Source organism: Cellulomonas sp. URHE0023 (genome assembly GCF_000688475.1).
Taxonomy (GTDB): Bacteria; Actinomycetota; Actinomycetes; order Actinomycetales; family Cellulomonadaceae; genus Cellulomonas.
Genome location: NZ_JIAN01000008.1, coordinates 135,599 through 154,227 on the forward strand (window position 1 = coordinate 135,599; position 18,629 = coordinate 154,227).

At 70.3% G+C, this 18,629-nt stretch carries 7 protein-coding genes; 6 read left to right on the forward strand and 1 reads right to left on the reverse strand.

Going from position 1 to position 18,629, the window contains the following annotated elements; translation table 11 throughout:
• Positions 1–85: 85 nt before the first annotated feature.
• The 5 genes from N553_RS0115800 (at position 86) to N553_RS23090 (ending at position 13,750) form a co-directional block, all read left to right on the forward strand.
• A complete protein-coding gene (locus N553_RS0115800; protein ID WP_028047337.1) occupies positions 86–4,810 on the forward strand; it encodes a LamG domain-containing protein in 4,725 nt (1,574 codons plus the stop codon).
• A 181-nt stretch (positions 4,811–4,991) separates the two neighbouring features.
• Positions 4,992–9,740: a LamG domain-containing protein gene (locus tag N553_RS0115805; RefSeq protein WP_028047338.1), complete on the forward strand. Its 4,749-nt coding sequence runs from the start codon at positions 4,992–4,994 to the stop codon at positions 9,738–9,740.
• 111 nt (positions 9,741–9,851) lie between these two features.
• A complete protein-coding gene (locus N553_RS0115810; RefSeq protein WP_028047339.1) occupies positions 9,852–11,219 on the forward strand; it encodes a hypothetical protein in 1,368 nt (455 codons plus the stop codon).
• Complete coding sequence (locus tag N553_RS23085) at positions 11,185–13,098, forward strand: polysaccharide biosynthesis tyrosine autokinase (protein ID WP_051640249.1); 1,914 nt, start codon at positions 11,185–11,187, stop codon at positions 13,096–13,098. The genes N553_RS0115810 and N553_RS23085 overlap by 35 nt, the downstream gene beginning before the upstream one ends.
• Positions 13,099–13,282: 184 nt before the next feature.
• Positions 13,283–13,750 carry an adenylyltransferase/cytidyltransferase family protein gene (locus N553_RS23090; protein ID WP_051640250.1) on the forward strand — a complete coding sequence of 156 codons (468 nt, stop codon included), beginning with the start codon at positions 13,283–13,285 and terminating at the stop codon, positions 13,748–13,750.
• A gap of 15 nt (positions 13,751–13,765) precedes the next feature.
• On the opposite strand, the gene N553_RS0115825 is transcribed toward N553_RS23090, so the two are convergent.
• Positions 13,766–14,755: a DUF6492 family protein gene (locus N553_RS0115825; protein ID WP_028047340.1), complete on the reverse strand. Its 990-nt coding sequence runs from the start codon at positions 14,753–14,755 to the stop codon at positions 13,766–13,768.
• 148 nt (positions 14,756–14,903) lie between these two features.
• Here N553_RS0115825 and mfd point away from each other — a divergent pair, with 148 nt between their 5' ends.
• On the forward strand, positions 14,904–18,584 hold the full coding sequence (gene mfd, locus N553_RS0115830; RefSeq protein WP_028047341.1) for a transcription-repair coupling factor: 3,681 nt from the start codon (positions 14,904–14,906) through the stop codon (positions 18,582–18,584).
• Positions 18,585–18,629 lie beyond the last annotated feature (45 nt).

Genomic DNA, 18,629 nt, shown 5'->3' on the forward strand with positions numbered 1-18,629 from the left:
TCTGCGCTGGTCGTTTAGCGGTTAATGTCCGCTTTGGCCAACTATGACCAGCCGCGACCGACGCGGCCGAAGGGTGAGGGGACACATGTCCAGGACCAAGCTCATCTCCCGACGCCTCGTTGCCATCGTGGCCGCGGCGGGACTGCTCAGCATCGGGCTCGGGACGGCGGCGTCGGCTGACACGGCACCCACCGACCCGGCCGACCCGGCCTCCCCGCCGACCGCGGCCGCGGACGTGCTGCCGGCGCCCCAGATCAACGGTGTCGTCTGGTCCCAGACGGTCGTCGGCGACACGGTGTACGTCGCGGGCAAGTTCACCAACGCGCGGCCCGCGGGGTCCGCTGCGGGTGTCAACACCGTGCCCCGGTCCAACCTCCTGGCGTTCAGCATCAGCACCGGGCAGCTGCTGCCCTGGGCGCCGGTGGCCGACGGCCAGGTCCGGTCCATCACGCGCTCGCCCGACGGGTCGCGCATCTACATCACGGGTGACTTCAACCGGATCGACGGCGTCTACCACGTGCGCATCGCGGCGTTCGACACCGCGACCAACGCGATCGTCGCCGGGTTCAAGCCGACCCTGGCCTCTGCGGGTCTGGCGATCGCGGCGTCGAACACCACCGTGTACGCGGGCGGCAACTTCCTCACCGCCGCGAGCACGACGGGCGGAACGCTGGTCCCGCGCGCTCACGTCGCGGCGTTCAGCGCGGCGACGGGTGCCCTGACCCCGTTCGTCGCGGACACCAACGACGCCGTCGCGGCCCTGGCGGTCACGCCCGACGGGCAGCGGGTCGTCGTCGGTGGTCGGTTCACGAGCCTGAGCGGGAGCCCGTTCTACGGCCTCGGCTCGGTGAACCCGACGACGGGTGCCCCGGTCTCGTTCCCTGCGAACGACCAGATCCGCAACGCGGGTGCCGAGTCGGGCATCACGAGCCTGTACGCGGACGCGACGGGGATCTACGGCACCGGCTACCACTTCGGTGGCGGTGGCAACGACGAGGGCCCGTTCCGGATCAACGCGACGACCGGTGAGCTGACCTGGGTTGCGGACTGCCACGGTGACAGCTACTCCTCGTTCCCCATCGGGGGCGTGGTCTACGTCGCAAGCCACGAGCACTACTGCGGCAACATGGGCGGCTTCCCGCAGACGGAGCCGTGGAGCGTCTACCACGCGACCGCGTTCACCAAGGTGGCCACCGGGGTGAACACGCCGGACATCTACGGCTACCCGGACCACGACGGCGAGCCGTCCCCGACGCTGCTCAACTTCTTCCCGACCTTCTACACCGGCACGTTCACCGGGCAGGGGCAGGCGGGCTGGAGCGTCACCGGCAACAGCGACTACGTCGTGTACGGCGGTGAGTTCCCCGGCGTCAACGGGGGAGCCCAGCAGGGGCTCGTGCGGTTCGCCGTCTCGAGCAAGGCACCCAACAAGCAGGGGCCGATGCTGTCCGGCACGGGCTGGTCGCCGACCGTCACCTCGCGCGTCCAGGGTCAGGTCAGGATCTCCTACGCGACCAACTGGGACCGGGACAACGAGACGCTCACCTACCGCCTGTACCGCGGTACGGAGAACTCGACGCCGCTGCAGGTCGTGACCATCAAGACGCCGTTCTGGAAGCCTCAGACGACGCTCTTCACGGACAAGACCGCACCCGCGGGTTCGACGCAGCAGTACCGCGTGACCGCGACCGACCCGTTCAACAACGTGTCCAAGAGCCCCTGGGTCTCGGTGACCGTGAACTCGACGGATGCGCTCAGCCCGTACGCCACGAAGGTCCTCGACGACGGAGCGGCGTCGTACTGGCGGCTCGGTGAGACCTCGGGAGCCACTGTCGAGGACTGGGCCGGCGGTGCGACCGCCGTGGCCAGTGCAGGGGTGACCCGTGGCACGACCGGCGCGATCGGCTCCGACACCAACAAGGCGTCGACGTTCTCGGGCAACAACGACGGCCTCGTGGCGACGCAGACCCCGATCGAGGGGCCGCAGACGTTCAGCGTCGAGGCGTGGTTCAAGACGACCACCACCGGCGGCGGCAAGATCGTCGGCTTCGGCAACGCGAACACGGGCAACAGCTCGAACTACGACCGCCACGTCTACATGGAGAACTCGGGACAGGTGACGTTCGGCGTCTACCCGGGAACCTCCCGGACCGTGACGTCGTCCCAGGCGTACAACGACGGCACCTGGCACCACGTCGTCGGGACGCTGAGCTCGACCGGCCAGAAGCTCTACATCGACGGTGCACGGGTCGCGCAGCGGACGGACACCACTTCGGCGCAGCCGTACTCGGGCTACTGGCGGATCGGTGGCGACTCGCCATGGGGCGGCAACGCGTACTTCGCCGGCTCGATCGATGACGTCGCGGTCTACCCGACCGCACTGGACTCGGCTCAGGTCGACGCGCACTGGGTGAGCGCCGGGCACGCGACGACGCTCGTCACGCCTCCGGCCGACGCCTACGGCGCCGCGGTGTTCGGGCTCGCGCCCGACATCTACTGGCGTCTCGGCGAGGCGTCGGGCTCGACGGCCAAGGACTCCGGTCCCTCGAAGGCTGACGGCACCTACGTCAACACGGTGGGGCGCGGGGTGACCGGTGCTCTCGCGGGCGTCGCGAACAAGGCGGTGTCGTTCTCCGGCTCGTCGGACAACCTGGTCGTATCGAACGGGACGTACTCGAACCCGACGGTCTACAGCGAGGAGCTGTGGTTCAAGACGACGACCACGAACGGCGGGAAGCTGATCGGCTTCGGCAGCTCGAACAGCGGGACGTCGGGCGGCTACGACCGGCACGTGTACATGGAGAACGACGGGCGCCTCACGTTCGGCACCTGGACCGGCTTCACCAACACGATCACCACGCCCCTGTCGTACAACAACGGCGCGTGGCACCAGCTCGTCGCGACGCAGTCCGCCGACGGCATGAAGCTGTACGTCGACGGTGTGCTGCGTGGCACCAACGCGCAGACCCAGGCGCAGGACTACACGGGCTACTGGCGGGTGGGTGGTGACACGACCTGGGGACCGCAGCCGTGGTTCCAGGGCTCGATCGACGAGGTCGCGATCTACTCCAGCGCGATGTCGGGTGCCGACGTGATGCAGCACTTCCAGCTGGGCACCAACACGATCCCCAACATCGACCCGGTCGCTGCGTTCGCGATGACCGTGACCGACCTGACCGCCGACGTCGACGGCTCCACGTCGACCGACTCCGACGGCCACGTCGAGGACTACGCGTGGTCCTTCGACGACGGGACGACGCTGACGGGTCCGACTGCGCACCACGTCTTCACCACGCCGGGTGACCACACGGTGACCCTCACGGTGACCGACGACGACGGTGCGACGGCGACGACCACCAAGACGGCGACGTTCACGGCTCCGAACGTCGCCCCGACGGCGGCGTTCACCGTGGCGCACACCAACCTGACGGCTCAGCTCGACGCCACGGGCTCCGCGGACACGGACGGCACGATCGCGTCCTACACGTGGACCTTCGGCGACGGGGCGACCCTGACCGGTGCGAACGCGACACCGTCGCACCTCTACACCGCGGCCGGCACCTACCCGGTGACGCTCGTGGTCACCGACAACGACGGGGCGACCTCCTCGACGGTGACGCACGACGTCACGGTCACCCAGCCGCCGAACGTGCTGCCGACGGCGTCCTTCACCTCGTCGGTGGCGGCCAACGGTCGCACCGTGAACGTGAACGCTGGGGCGTCCGCCGACCCGGACGGCACCATCACGTCGTACGCCTGGACGTTCGGCCCGAGCGGCACCGGTACCGGCGTGACCTCGTCGTACACGTTCCCGGCGGACGGGACGTACACGATCGGTCTCACGGTCACCGACAACCGCGGTGGTACGGCGACCACGAGTGCGTCGGTCACCGTCGCGGCCCCCGTCAACACACCGCCCAACGCGGTGTTCTCGGCGGCGGTGCAGGCGGACGGTCGCACGGTCAACGTGACCGGCGCGGCGTCGAACGACCCGAACGGGTCGATCACCGGGTACGCCTGGAAGTTCGGGCCGTCCGGCACGGGCACCGGTGTGACCTCGTCGTACACGTTCCCGGCAGACGGGACGTACACGATCGAGCTGACGGTCACCGACAACGGTGGTGCGACCGGGACGGCGAGCGCGCAGGTCACGGTGGCTGCACCGGTCGGTCCGCCGATCCTCGCGACGGACACCTTCACGCGGACCTCGGCCAGCGGGTGGGGTGCCGCCGACCTCGGTGGGACGTGGGCACTGACCGGTTCGGCGTCCCTGTTCTCCGTGCAGGCGGGCGTCGGCAGGCTGAGCGTGGCACCGGGCTCGACGCCGCGGGCACGGCTGCCGATCGTTCAGCAGGACGTCGACGTGACCACCGGTCTGACGCTCGACCACCTGTCCGACGTGGGCATCGCCCGCTCGTTCCTGGCGGTGCGCTCCACGGCGGCCACGACGGACTACTACCTGATGGTCAGGCACGCCACGACGGGTGCCGTGTCGCTGCAGCTCCAGCGCAGGATCGCTGGGGTCGAGACGACGCTCGGGACCGCCTCGGTTGCCGGGACGACCGCCACCGCGGGCCAGCGGCTGAACGTTCGTCTGCAGGCGCAGGGCGTCTCGCCGACGACCTTGCGGGCGCGGGTGTGGCTCGCGGGACAGCCGGAGCCGACCACCTGGCAGCTCACGGCCACCGACTCGGCGCCTGAGCTCCAGGTGCCCGGTGGCATCGGGATCGGCGGCTACTCGCCGGCGGCGACCGGCAACGGCCCGATCGTCTTCAGCTGGGACGACATCAGCGCTCGCGGAATCGCCTAGTCCGCACGCACGTCGTACGGCCCCTCGTCTCCTGAGGCCGAGGGGCCGTACGCACCACCACCGGAACCCACTGGGTGAACTCCGGACCCGCACCGCCTCAGATGGACCGATATGCGACTAATGTCCCGTTTTGGCTGGACGTTGACCGCCCCCCACAGCGCCGCCGGAAAGTAGGGACTCAATGTCCAGGACCAGTCACATCACCCGACGCCTCGTGGCCGTCGTGGCCGCGGCGGGGCTGATCGGCGTCGGCCTCGGCACCGCAGCCTCCGCCGACACGGCCCCGACGGACCCCTCGGACCCGGCGTCCCCGACGACCGTGTCGGCCGATGCGTTGCCGACCCCGCAGATCGACGGCGTGGTGTGGTCCCAGACCACGGTCGGCGACACCGTCTACGTGGCGGGGAGCTTCACGACCGCACGTCCGGCGGGAGCCGCGGCGGGCGTCGACACGGTGCCCCGGTCCAACCTCCTGGCGTTCAGCATCAGCACGGGGCAGCTGCTGCCGTGGGCGCCGGTGGCCGACGGCCAGGTCCGCTCGATCACGCGCTCGCCCGACGGGTCCCGGATCTACGTGACGGGTGACTTCAGCAAGATCGACGGCGTCTACCACGTGCGCATCGCGGCGTTCGACACCGCGACCAACGCGATCGTCGCCGGGTTCAAGCCGACCCTCGCGGCGAGCGGGCTCGCCATCGCCGCGTCGAACACGACCGTCTACGTCGGCGGCAACTTCAAGTCCGTCGCGAGCACGACGGGCGGCACCCTGGTCCCGCGCCTGTACCTCGCGGCGTTCAGCGCCTCGACGGGTGCCATGACGCCGTTCGTCGCCGACACCAACGACGCGGTGACCGCCCTGGCGGTCACGCCCGACGGGCAGCGGGTCGCGGTCGGCGGCCGGTTCACGAGCCTGAGCGGGAGCCCGTTCTACGGCCTCGGCTCGGTCGACCCCACGACGGGCGCACCGGTGTCGTTCCCGGCGAACAACCAGATCCGCAACGCCGGCGCCAGCTCGGGCATCACCAGCCTCTACGCCGACGAGTCGGGCATCTACGGCACGGGCTACCACTTCGGCTCAGGCGGAAACGACGAGGGCCCGTTCCGGATCGACGCCACGACGGGCGAGCTCATCTGGGTCGCGGACTGCCACGGCGACAGCTACTCCTCCTTCCCGGTCGGCGGCGTCGTCTACGTGGTCAGCCACGAGCACTACTGCGGCAACATGGGTGGCTTCCCGCAGACGGACCCGTGGTCCACCTACCGCTTCACCGCCTTCAGCAAGGCCGCGACCGGGGTGAACACGCCGGACATCTACGGCTACCCGGACCACGACGGCGAGCCGTCCCCGACGCTGCTCAACTTCTACCCGGACTTCTACACCGGCACGTACACCGGGCAGGGGCAGGCCGGCTGGAGCGTCACGGGCAACAACGACTACGTGGTCTACGGCGGGGAGTTCCCGGGTGTGAACGGTGCACCCCAGCAGGGCCTGACGCGGTTCGCCGTCTCGAGCAAGGCGCCGAACAAGCAGGGTGCGCGGGTCTCGAGCACCGACTGGGCGCTGTCCGTGACGTCGCAGGCGATCGGCAAGGTCCGGATCTCGTACCCGACCAACTGGGACCGCGACAACGAGACGCTGACGTACAAGCTCTACCGCGGAGCGGACAACACGACGCCGCTGCAGACCGTGACGATCAAGACGCCGTTCTGGAAGCCGCAGATGACGTTCTTCACGGACACCACCGCGCCCCCGGGCAGCGCGCAGCAGTACCGCGTCACGGCGACCGACCCGTTCAACAACGTCACCAAGAGCGCGTGGGTCCCCGTGACCGTCAGCTCCGACCCGCTGAGCTCGTACGCGTCCGCCGTCCTGAACGACGGCGCCTCCTCCTACTGGCGGCTCGGTGAGCCGTCGGGGACCACGATGGTCGACGACTGGGCCGGCGGGGCGTACGCCATCGCCGGTGACGGTGTGACCCGTGGAGCGACCGGCGCGATCGGGTCCGACCCCAACGCGGCGTCGACCTTCTCCGGGACCACCACCGGGCTCGTCGCCACGCAGACCCCGGTCGAGGGCCCGCAGACGTTCAGCATCGAAGCGTGGTTCAAGACGACCACGACCGCGGGCGGCAAGATCGTCGGGTTCGGCAACAAGAACACCGGCAACAGCGGCTCCTACGACCGGCACATCTACATGGAGACCTCTGGCCAGGTGACGTTCGGCGTCTACCCGGGCCAGAAGCGGACCCTGACGTCGTCCAAGACGTACAACGACGGCTCTTGGCACCACGTGGTCGGCACGCTCGGCCCGACGGGCGAGAAGCTCTACGTCGACGGCGCGCGGATCGGTCAGCGCACCGACACCACCGGGGCGCAGGCGATCCCGGCCGGCTACTGGCGGATCGGTGGCGACTCGGCGTGGGCCGGTGCGCCGTACTTCAACGGCTCGATCGACGACGTCGCGATCTACCCCACGGCTCTCACCGCCCAGAAGGTCGACGCTCACTGGGTGAGCTCCGGACGCAGCTCCACGTTCCCGGCGACGCCGGCCGACGCGTACGGCGCAGCGGTCCTGGGGCAGAGCGGCGAAGCGCCGGAGTACTACTGGCGTCTCGGTGAGGCCGTCGGTACCACCGCTGCAAGTGCGGGGCCGTGGGCGTCTGACGGCTCCTACGTGGGCACGGTGACCAAGAACGTCGCCGGTGCGCTCACCGGCGTCTCGAACACCGCGGTCTCGTTCTCGGGCACGTCGAACAACTTCGTCGTCGCGAAGTCGAGCATCTCGAGCCCGGCGGTCTACAGCGAGGAGCTGTGGTTCAAGACGACGACCACCACCGGGGGGAAGCTGATCGGCTTCGGCAACCGGAACACGGGAACGTCCACCAGCTATGACCGGCACGTGTACATGGAGAACAACGGGCGCCTCACCTTCGGCGTCCGCACCGGCGGGTCGAGCACGACCACGATCACCACGCCGAGCTCCTACAACAACGGGCAGTGGCACCACATGGTCGCCACGCAGGCGTCCGAGGGCATGAGGCTCTACGTCGACGGCGTCCTGCAGGCCTCGAGCCCGCAGGCGGGGGCGCAGGTGTACACGGGCTACTGGCGCGTCGGTGGCGACACCACGTGGGGTCCGCAGGCCTGGTTCAAGGGCTCCATCGACGAGGCCGCGGTGTACTCCACGGCCCTGCCGGCCGGCGTCGTGCTGCAGCACTTCCAGATCGGCACGAACACCGTGCCGAACCTCGTGCCGGTCGCGGCGTTCACCAAGACCGTCACCGACCTGTCGATCCACCTCGACGGCTCGACGTCGAGCGACCCTGACGGGACGATCGCGTCCTACTCGTGGGCGTTCGACGACGGCACCACGCTGACCGGCGCGGTCGTTGACCACGCCTACACGACACCGGGCGACCACACGGTCACCCTCACGGTGACGGACAACCGTGGTGCTACGGCGATGCTCGCTGCCACGGACACCTTCACCAGCCCGAACGGGCCGCCGACCGCAGCCTTCTCGTGGTCGAACACCGACCTGACGGCGCAGCTCGACGCCGCGGGCTCCGCGGACTCCGACGGCACGATCGCGTCGTACACGTGGACGTTCGGCGACGGGGCCACCGTGACCGGTGCGAACGCGAGCCTGACGCACCCGTACACCACGGCCGGCACCTACCCGGTGACGCTCGTGGTCACGGATGACGACGGTGCGACGTCGGCGCCCGTGACCCAGGACGTGACGGTCACCGACCCGCCGAACGTCCTCCCGACGGCGGCGTTCACCACGGTGGTCGCCGCGGACGGTCTCACGGTGAACGTGAACGCGTCCGGGTCTGCCGACCCGGACGGCACGATCGCCTCGTACGCCTGGACGTTCGGGCCGAGCGGCACGGGCACCGGGAAGACGTCGTCCTACACGTTCCCGGCCGACGGGACGTACACGATCGGGCTCACCGTCACCGACAACCGTGGTGGCACCGCGACGACGAGCGTGCCCGTCACGGTTGCCATGCCGGCGAACGTGCCGCCCAGCGCGGTCATGTCGGCGGCGGTCCAGCCGGACGGTCGCACGGTGAACGTGAGCGCGTCAGGGTCTGCCGACCCGGACGGGTCGATCGTGTCGTACGCGTGGGCGTTCGGGCCCTCGGGTACGGGTACGGGTGTGACGTCGTCGTACACGTTCCCCGCGGACGGGACGTACACGATCGGCTTGACCGTGACGGACAACCGTGGGGGCACGGCGACGTCGAGCACGTCGATCACGGTGGCGGCGCCGACGGGTCCGCCGATCTTCGCGACGGACACGTTCAGCCGGACCTCGGCGTCCGGTTGGGGTGCTGCGGACTTCGGCGGGACGTGGGCGCTGACGGGTTCTGCATCGCTGTTCACGGTGCAGGGCGGCGTGGGCAGGCTCAGCGTCGCGGCAGGGTCGACACCGCGTGCTCGGTTGCCGATCGTGCAGCAGGACGTGGATGCGACGGCGTCGGTCACGCTGGACCACCTGTCGGACACGGGGGTCGCGCGCTCGTTCGTGGCGGTCCGGTCGGTGGCCTCGACGACGGACTACTACCTGAACATCAAGTACGCGGTCACCGGTGGCGTCTCGTTGCAGCTGCAACGCCGCGTGGCGGGCGTGGAGACGACGTTGGGCTCGGCGACGGCCGCCCAGACGGGTGCGACCGTCGCGGGGGGTCAGAAGCTGAACGTGCGGGTCCAGGCGCAGGGCGTCTCGCCGACGACAGTGCGGGCCAGGGTGTGGATCGCCGGTCAGCCGGAGCCGACGACGTGGCAGGTGACCGGGACGGACTCGGCGCCTGAGCTGCAGGTTCCGGCCGGTATCGGGATCGGCGGTTACACGCCGTCCTCGACCGGCAACGGCGCGATCGTCTTCAGCTGGGACGACGTGAGCGCCCGCGGCATCGCCTAGTAGCCCGGGGCTGCACGTCGAACGACGTGCAGCCCCAGGGCTCCTCGACACCCTCAGGGCCGTACGTCACACTGACCCCTTCCGTGTCCGGCCGTGGTGAGGAGATCGTCGATGCCTGCGGCGGGTGAGATCGACTCCATGGCGTTCATGCTCGTCCTCGCCGCGCTCGGCCTGACGCTCGCGGTGGCGGTCCGCGCGCGCCCGCAGTGGGGTCTCCTGGCGTTCGTGGTGATGCTCTGCTTCGTCCCCCCGTGGCTCGGCGTCACGCTGAAGGTCTTCCTCACGCCGCTGACGCTGGTCGCCATCGTGATGGTCGTCGCACTGTGGCGCGGTGAGCGGATCCCGCTGCGCGTGTACGACGGCGTGATGGCGCTGGTGCTCGGGCTCATCGCCGTCTGCTTCATCGTCGGCTACGTCGACCTGGTGCAGACGTACGGCGCGATCATCGGCTGGGGCATCCCGTACCTGGCCGGACGCGTGGCGGGCGCCCGGATCGACGCCCGGTTCGTGGCCACGTGCATCGCGCTGTTCTTCGGCGTGGTCTCCGTGCTGGCGATCGTCGAGTTCGTCACCGCCAACAACCTCTTCTCCCAGCTGCACTCGAGCAACCCCGCCTATGCGCGGTGGAGCGGGATCCGCATCCGTGGCGGGGTCCCGCGGGTCGAGGGCGCGTTCGGCAACTCGATCGCCCTGGGGGGCGCGCTGGCGATGTCGGTGCCGTTCGCCTGGACGAGCCGGCTGCACGCGGGTCTCAAGGCGCTGATCCTGGTCCTGATCGGTACCGCGTCGGTCCTGACGTTCAGCCGCATCGGCATGGGCTGCACGGCATTCGCCGTCGTCCTGTGCATGACCGTCCTGCGGGGGGAGGTGTCCAAGAGCTTCCGGGCCTGGACGGCCGTCGCCGCGGTCATCGGCGTCGGCATCGCGATCTCGTTCGCGAGCGGCATCTTCTCCAGCGCGGGTCAGGAGGCGGAGGGCAGCGCCGAGTACCGCAGCGACCTGACCTCGCTGATCCCCGCGATGAGCTGGATCGGGCAGTCGGCATCGACGTCTCGCGACTCGGCGGGGACCACCTCGTACGGCGACTTCGAGTCGATCGACAGCGCCATGATCCTGGTCGGGCTGAACTACGGGATCCTCCCGCTCGTCGTGCTGCTGGTCAGCGCCGTGGTCTCCATCGTCGCCCTCCTGCGGGGGTACCGGAGCGCCTCGCTGGTCAGCGTCGTCGCACTCATCCCCGGTCTGACGAGCGTGGCCTTCATCACACAGTTCACGACGTTCTTCTGGTTCGTGGTGGGTATGGCGGTAGCGCAGACTGCTCGCACCGGACCTTCCGCCGAGGTCAGAGCCGAAGAACCACCCGCTCGTCACGCCGAGCTGAGCGGCGTCGGGGCGTTCCGGAGTGATTCAATCGATGGTCTGCCGCGCGTCGAGAGGAGTTCAGGTGTCACTGGTCGACTTCCTGACCGCCGCGCGTAAGCACTGGTTCTGGGTCCTGATGCCCGTGCTGCTGCTCGGGGGGATGGTCGGTTACCTCTCGTCCAACGCGACGCCGGTCTACCGCGCGTCAGCGAGCATGTACGTCGCGCTGACCGCCGGTGACTCCGCGTCCGACCTCAACCAGGGGTCGAGCTACACCCAGGGGCAGATGCTCTCGTTCGCCCGGCTGACGACGCTCCCGATCGTCCTGACGCCGGTGATCGAGGAGCTCGGGCTCGACACGTCGGCCAAGCGTCTCGGTCACCGGATCGTCGCCGCGACACCGCAGAACACCTCGATCCTGACGGTCTCGGCAACGGGTACCGACCCGGAGGCCACGGCCGCGCTCGCCAACTCCGTCGCGGCGAACACCGCGGACGTGATCGAGAGCCTGGCCCCGGCCAACGAGAGCGGCGAGGCCACCGTCAAGGTCACCATCGTCGACGAGGCCGACCCGCCCCAGAACCCGATCGCGCCGAACACGAAGCGCAACGTGATGGCGGCACTGTTCGCGGGCCTTCTGCTCGGCCTGATCGCCGCCTACCTGCGCGAGGTCCTGGACACGCGCGTGCGCCGCCCTGAGGACGTCGAGCAGGCGATCGACGTCCCGGTGGTCGGAACGCTGCGTGCCGACAAGCACGCGGTCCGCACGGGGCCCATCGAGGCCGTGCTCGCGGGCGGTCCGCAGGCCGAGGAGATCCGCCGCATCCGCACCAACCTCCAGATGATCGGACGCGTCGGCGTCCCGAAGTCGTTCGTCTTCTCCTCCGCCATCGCCGGTGAGGGCAAGTCGTACACCTCCGCCCGGGTCGCCGCGTCGTTCGCCGCTGCCGGTGACCGGGTCCTGCTGATCGACGCGGACCTGCGACGGCCGACCATCGCACGTCAGCTGGGGCTCGAGGAGGCCGTGGGCCTGACCGAGGTGCTCGTGGGCCGGGCGACCGTCCAGGAGGTCTACCAGCCCGTCGGCACGAGCCTGGTCGTCCTGGCGTCCGGCGCGGTGCCGCCCAACCCGAGCGAGCTGCTCGCGTCCCGTGACTTCGAGGAGCTGCTCGACTGGGCGTCCAAGGAGTTCGACACGGTGATCATCGACGCGCCTCCGCTGCTCCCGGTGGCTGACGCCGTCGTGATCTCGCGCATGACCACCGGCCTCCTGCTCGTGATGGACGCGTCGAAGGTCCGGCGGGCCCAGCTGCGCAAGGCGGTCGCGTCGGTGCGCCTCGGCGGCGGGCGGATCGTGGGGTCGGTCCTCAACAGGGCGAAGGTCGCAGCGTCGGACAGCTACGCGTACGAGCAGCGGGCGTCGCGTCCGAAGCGGTACCGCAAGGACAAGGACGGGGCTCGCGACATCACGCCCGAGACGGCGTGGATCGAGTGGCCGCGCACTCCTGAGGATGTGGCGCTCGCCGCTCGCGAGGAAGGCGAGCTGTCGGCGGCACCTGGCGAAGCCAAGCCGTCGCTGACACCTGACGACGCCGAGCCGTCGGTGGGTCGTGACGACGTGAAGCCGGCGCCTGACGACGGTAAGACGTCGGCTGCAGCCGACGATGCCACGCAGTCGGTGGCACCTGACGACGTGAAGCCGTCGGTCGCGCCCGGCGAGGTGCCGCAGTCCGGTGCGCCACGGGCCGGTGAGCCGGTGGCCGCCACGACGCCGCCAGACGCGTCCCTGCCCCCTGCGACGCCTCAGCCGGCGGTCGCCGATGCGCGCACGGCCGAGCTGCGCTCCGAGCCGGTGCCCGGCGGGGGAGGCCTCGACGAGGAGCTCGCCCTGTCGGGCGGGGACCCGCTGGGACTCGTCGACCAGGCCCGCGAGCGCCCGACGGACCCGCCCGAGCCGTCGAAGGACCAGCTCTCGCTCCCCACCGTTCGCCCGTAAGGGGCCGGTTCGCGCACTTCTGTCCGGCCGAGCGGGTGAACCTGCACCGTGGCCGCACTATTTCGCCCGGTCGGCCATGTCTGATCTGAGGGGTTCTGTCCTACATTGATCCCGGTGCGCGACCCCGCGCACCAGCGGTCCCTCACTGGCGCGGGCACCCGGACTGCGAACCTCGGGAGGTCACGTGTCGCGGATCGTCGGCTACGCGCCTGGTGCGTACGACCTGTTCCATGTCGGACACCTGAACATCCTTCGGCACGCGAAGGACCACTGCGACTACCTCATCGCCGGTGTGGTCGACGACGCGGTGCTCGAGGTGACCAAGGGCCGGCGTCCCGTGATCCCGCTGCACGAGCGCATGGAGATCGTCAGCCACATCTCCTACGTCGACCAGGTTCACGCGGAGACCCTCCTGGACAAGCTCGACACCTGGAGAGAGCTTCCCTTCGACGTCTTCTTCAAGGGCGACGACTGGCGCGGCACCCCGAAGGGCATCGACCTGGAGAAGCGGTTCGCCGAGGTCGGGGTCGAGGTCGTGTACTTCCCGTACACGGTGCACACCTCCAGCACCGCCCTGCGCCGCGCGCTGCTGACCCTTGACGGGGTCCAGGGCGACGGAGCCACGCGCGACTTCGCGAGCGAGCTGGCCTGACCGTTCGCCTCCCTTTCAGGGAGCGGCGCGGCGGACGCGACGAAGAGCACGGCGGGCCGCCACGCGAGCCAGTCGGGGAACGTCGCCGACGGTTCGCCTGGGGCTGTGGGCGCGCTGCTGCTCGGTCATGGCCGCCAGGACCGTCTGACCGTCGTCACGGTTCGCGACGAGCCCGCGGTCGGCCCAGAGGTCGGCGAGCATGGCGCGGGCGTCGTCGTCGAGACGCGGGAGCGCGTTGCGGTGCACCGAGAAGAACGGAGAACGGCCGGTGCGCGCGGCATCGATGGTCCGTGCCACGCGTTCGGCTGTCGCGCCGCCGGGCCACACGACCGGTGACGCAGCACCGGAGAGGTCGTAGCGCTCCTCCAGCGTCCCGTCCTTGAGCTGCCAACCCGCGTACAGGAAGAACTCCGTGAGGTCGTTGCGTGCGAACTCGTCGGCGAACGTGCGCGTGGTGCTGAGGCCGTCGAGGAGGGAGAGGACGACCCTCGTGTCGAGGAGGTACGGAGTCACGGTCGCCGGGAAGTGGCTGACGTGCGGCTCCGGGTCCAGGCCCAGGTAGGTCAGGACGTGCCGCAGCGACGGCTGCAACGGGTGGGTGGCGTAGCTGTACGACGTGACGAGCGCGCGGCCGTCGGCAGCCTCGAAGAAGTCCGGGCGGGCGGGCGCGATGAGGTGGTTCTTGGCGTCGAGCGCGACGTAGCGCGACGACGTGATCCGCCGCGCGACCTCGAGCTTCAGGATCTGCTGCGTCCGCCACCCGGCAGCCGACGGCAACGGGGCGACGTCCCCCGCACGGACCACCTCGACGCGGTCGGCGAGTGCGCCGTACGCGGGGAGCAGCCGGTCGACGAACGCGGGCGCGAGCCCCGACCGCGAGTTGTCGAGGAGCAGCACGGAGGTGACGTGCTCCGGGTCGAGGTACAGCCCGAGCGAACGTGCCTGCAGCTCGACCATCTGGAGCTCGGCTTCGAAGCAGACGGTCACGACGGTGACAGGTTCCACTGTGTGTCTTCTCCAGGGCGGTCCGGTGGCTGGCCGAGCGTTGTCCGAGGTTAGCCCGTCGGTGGGGGCTCGTAGACTGGTCGGCACCCCGGGTTCGATGGATCTGGGGCCTGTTCTGCTGCCCTCCAGCCCGTACCCGAAGGACCTCATGGACCTCTCTGGTCTGCTTCCCGCCCTGCTTGCTGATCCTGCTGCCGCCGAGGCGCTCGACTCGGTCCGAGCCCGTGGGGAGCTCGACGTGGTCGGTCCCGCAGGGATCCGCCCACCGCTCCTGGCGGCTCTCGCCCAGCAGCGTCCGCTGGTCGTGGTCACCGCGACCGGGCGCGACGCCGACGAGCTGGCCGCAGCGGTGCGCTGCTACCTGCCGGCGGACGACGTCGCGGTCCTGCCCGCGTGGGAGACGCTGCCGCACGAGCGACTCTCGCCGCGCAGCGACACGGTGGCCCGGCGGCTCGCGGTCTTCCGGCGGCTGGCGCACCCCGAGGGTCAGGGCTACGCAGGGCCGGTCCGCGTGCTCGTCGTCCCGGTGCGGGCACTGCTGCAGCCGGTCGTCGAGGGCCTGGGCGACCTCGAGCCGGTGGCGATCAGCACCGGGGACCGCGTGGACCTGGGAGCGCTCGCGGAGAGACTGGCGGCCGCGGCCTACACGCGGGTCGACATGGTGGAGCGGCGCGGCGAGTTCGCGGTGCGCGGCGGCATCGTCGACATCTTCCCGCCGACGGAGGACCACCCGCTCCGGGTGGAGCTCTGGGGTGAGGACGTCGAGGAGATCCGCTGGTTCTCGGTGGCGGACCAGCGCAGCCTCGAGGTGGCCGAGCACGGCGTCTGGGCGCCGCCGTGCCGGGAGATCCTCCTGACGGACGCGGTGCGTGCGCGGGCGCTCGAGCTCATCCCGCAGCTGCCCGCCGCGACCGACATGCTCGACCGGCTCGGCCAGGGGATCGCGGTCGAGGGCATGGAGTCGCTCGCGCCGGTGCTGGTCGACCGGATGGTCCCGGTGCTGGACCTCGTCCGCGACGAGAGCCTGGTCGTGATGGTCGACCCCGAGCGCGTGCGGCGACGTGCGCACGATCTCGTCGCGACCACGCAGGAGTTCCTCGCGGCCGCGTGGACGTCGGCGGCGGCAGGTGCAGCGACGCCCCTGGACCTGTCGGCGGCGAGCTTCGCGTCGTTCGCCGAGGTGCGCGCCCTCTCGGCCGTGCGCGGGCTGGGGTGGTGGACGCTGAGCCCTTTCACGCTGGACGTCGACGCCGCGCAGGATGCGTCGCCCGAGACCGAGGACTTCTCCGAACGGTCCACCACGGGCACGGGGCACACCGCCGCCCGCAACCAGGCGCCCGCCGAGCTCGCCGGCATCGCCGACGACCTGGCGGGGACGGCGCGGACCGTCGTGGTCGCCGCGCGTGACGTCGAGCGGTACCGCGGCGAGGTCGACAGGGCCGTCGCCGACGTCCGCCAGCTCCAGCAGGCGGGGTGGCGGCTGGTGCTGGCGACCGAGGGCCACGGGCCGGCGCAACGCATGGTCGAGCAGCTGCGCGCCGCCGATGTCCCCGCGAGGCTCGTGGCGTCGATCGAGACGCAGCCCGAGGGCGGCGTCGTTCTCGTGGTGCCGGCGCCCGTGGGTACGGGGTTCGTGGCCGAACCTCTGCACCTGGCGGTGCTCTCCGAGGCGGACCTGACGGGGCGCGCGGGGACCAGCACCCGGGACATGCGGCGGATGCCGAGCCGGCGGCGCAACGTCGTCGACCCCCTGCAGCTGCGCCCGGGCGACCACGTCGTCCACGAGCAGCACGGCGTCGGCCGGTTCGTGGAGCTCGTGCAGCGCACCATCGGCTCCGGCTCCACCGCGACGACCCGCGAGTACCTCGTGATCGAGTACGCGAGCTCCAAGCGCGGCCAGCCGGGCGACCGCCTCTTCGTGCCCAGCGACCAGCTTGACCAGGTCACCAAGTACGTGGGCGGCGAGTCGCCGACGCTGTCGAAGATGGGCGGCGGTGACTGGGCCAAGACCAAGGGCCGCGCCAAGAAGGCCGTCAAGGAGATCGCAGCCGAGCTCATCCGCCTGTACAGCGCGCGGATGGCGACGGCCGGGCACGCCTTCGGCCCGGACACGCCGTGGCAGCGCGAGCTCGAGGACGCGTTCGCCTACGTCGAGACGCCCGACCAGGCAGCCACGATCGACGAGGTCAAGGCCGACATGGAGAAGCCGATCCCGATGGACCGGCTCGTGTGCGGCGACGTGGGCTACGGCAAGACCGAGATCGCGGTGCGTGCCGCGTTCAAGGCGGTCCAGGACGGCAAGCAGGTCGCGATCCTGGTGCCGACGACGCTGCTGGTCCAGCAGCACCTCGACACGTTCACCGAGCGGTACAGCGGGTTCCCCGTCAACGTGCGGGCGCTCAGCCGCTTCCAGACCCCCAAGGAGTCCAAGGAGATCGTCGCCGGCCTTGCCGAGGGCACGGTCGACGTCGTGATCGGCACGCACCGCCTGATCACCGGCGAGGTGCGGTTCAAGGACCTCGGGCTCGTGGTGGTCGACGAGGAGCAGCGGTTCGGCGTCGAGCACAAGGAGACCCTCAAGGCGCTGCGCACCAACGTCGACGTGCTCTCGATGAGCGCGACACCCATCCCGCGCACGCTGGAGATGGCGGTCACGGGCATCCGGGAGATGTCGACGCTGGCGACCCCTCCGGAGGAGCGGCACCCGGTGCTCACGTTCGTCGGCGCGTACGACGAGAAGCAGATCACCGCGGCCGTCCGGCGCGAGCTGCTGCGGGAGGGCCAGGTGTTCTACGTGCACAACAAGGTCGACTCGATCGAGCGGACGGCGTCGCGGCTCATGGAGCTCGTCCCGGAGGCCCGGGTCGCGGTCGCGCACGGGAAGATGAACGAGCACCAGCTCGAGCAGGTCATCGTCGACTTCTGGGAGAAGCGGTTCGACGTGCTCGTGTGCACGACGATCGTCGAGACGGGTCTGGACATCTCCAACGCGAACACCCTGATCCTCGAGCGGGCCGACCTGCTGGGTCTCTCGCAGCTCCACCAGCTGCGCGGGCGCGTGGGCCGCGGGCGCGAGCGCGCGTACTCGTACTTCCTCTACCCGCCCGAGAAGCCACTCACGGAGACGGCCCACGACCGCCTGCAGACCATCGCGGCGAACACGGACCTGGGTGCGGGGATGGCGGTCGCGATGAAGGACCTCGAGATCCGCGGCGCCGGCAACCTCCTGGGCGGCGAGCAGTCCGGCCACATCGAGGGTGTCGGCTTCGACCTGTACATCCGCATGGTCGGCGAGGCGGTGGCGAACTTCCGCGGTGACGTCGAGGAGGAGGTCCCCGACGTCACGATCGAGCTGCCAGTGGATGCGCACATCCCGCACGACTACATCGCGCACGAGCGCCTGCGGCTGGAGGCCTACCGCAAGATCGCCGCGGCGCTCGACACAGCGACCTTGGGCGACGTCCGTGCCGAGCTCGTCGACCGCTACGGCCCGGTTCCGTCCGCCGTCGACAACCTCTTCGAGGTTGCCGAGTTCCGGCTGCACGTGCGCGGCGCGGGACTGTCCGACGTCACCGCGCAGGGCAAGTTCGTGCGCTTCGCGCCGGTCGAGCTGCCCGAGTCGGCGCAGCTGCGGCTCAAGCGGCTCTACCCGGGCGCGGTGCTCAAGCCGACCGTCCGCACGGTGCTCGTGCCCTGGCCCATGACCGCCCGGATCGGCGGCAAGCCCGTGCAGGGGCGCGAGGTCATGCTGTGGGCGAGGCAGTTCATCGACGCGGTCGTGCGTGGGGACGTCTCGGCGGCGGCCGCGGTGGGGTCCAGGCGGGCCTGAGTTCCGCGCAGTGGCCCTACGATGAGGCCCGATCGACGAGCGACG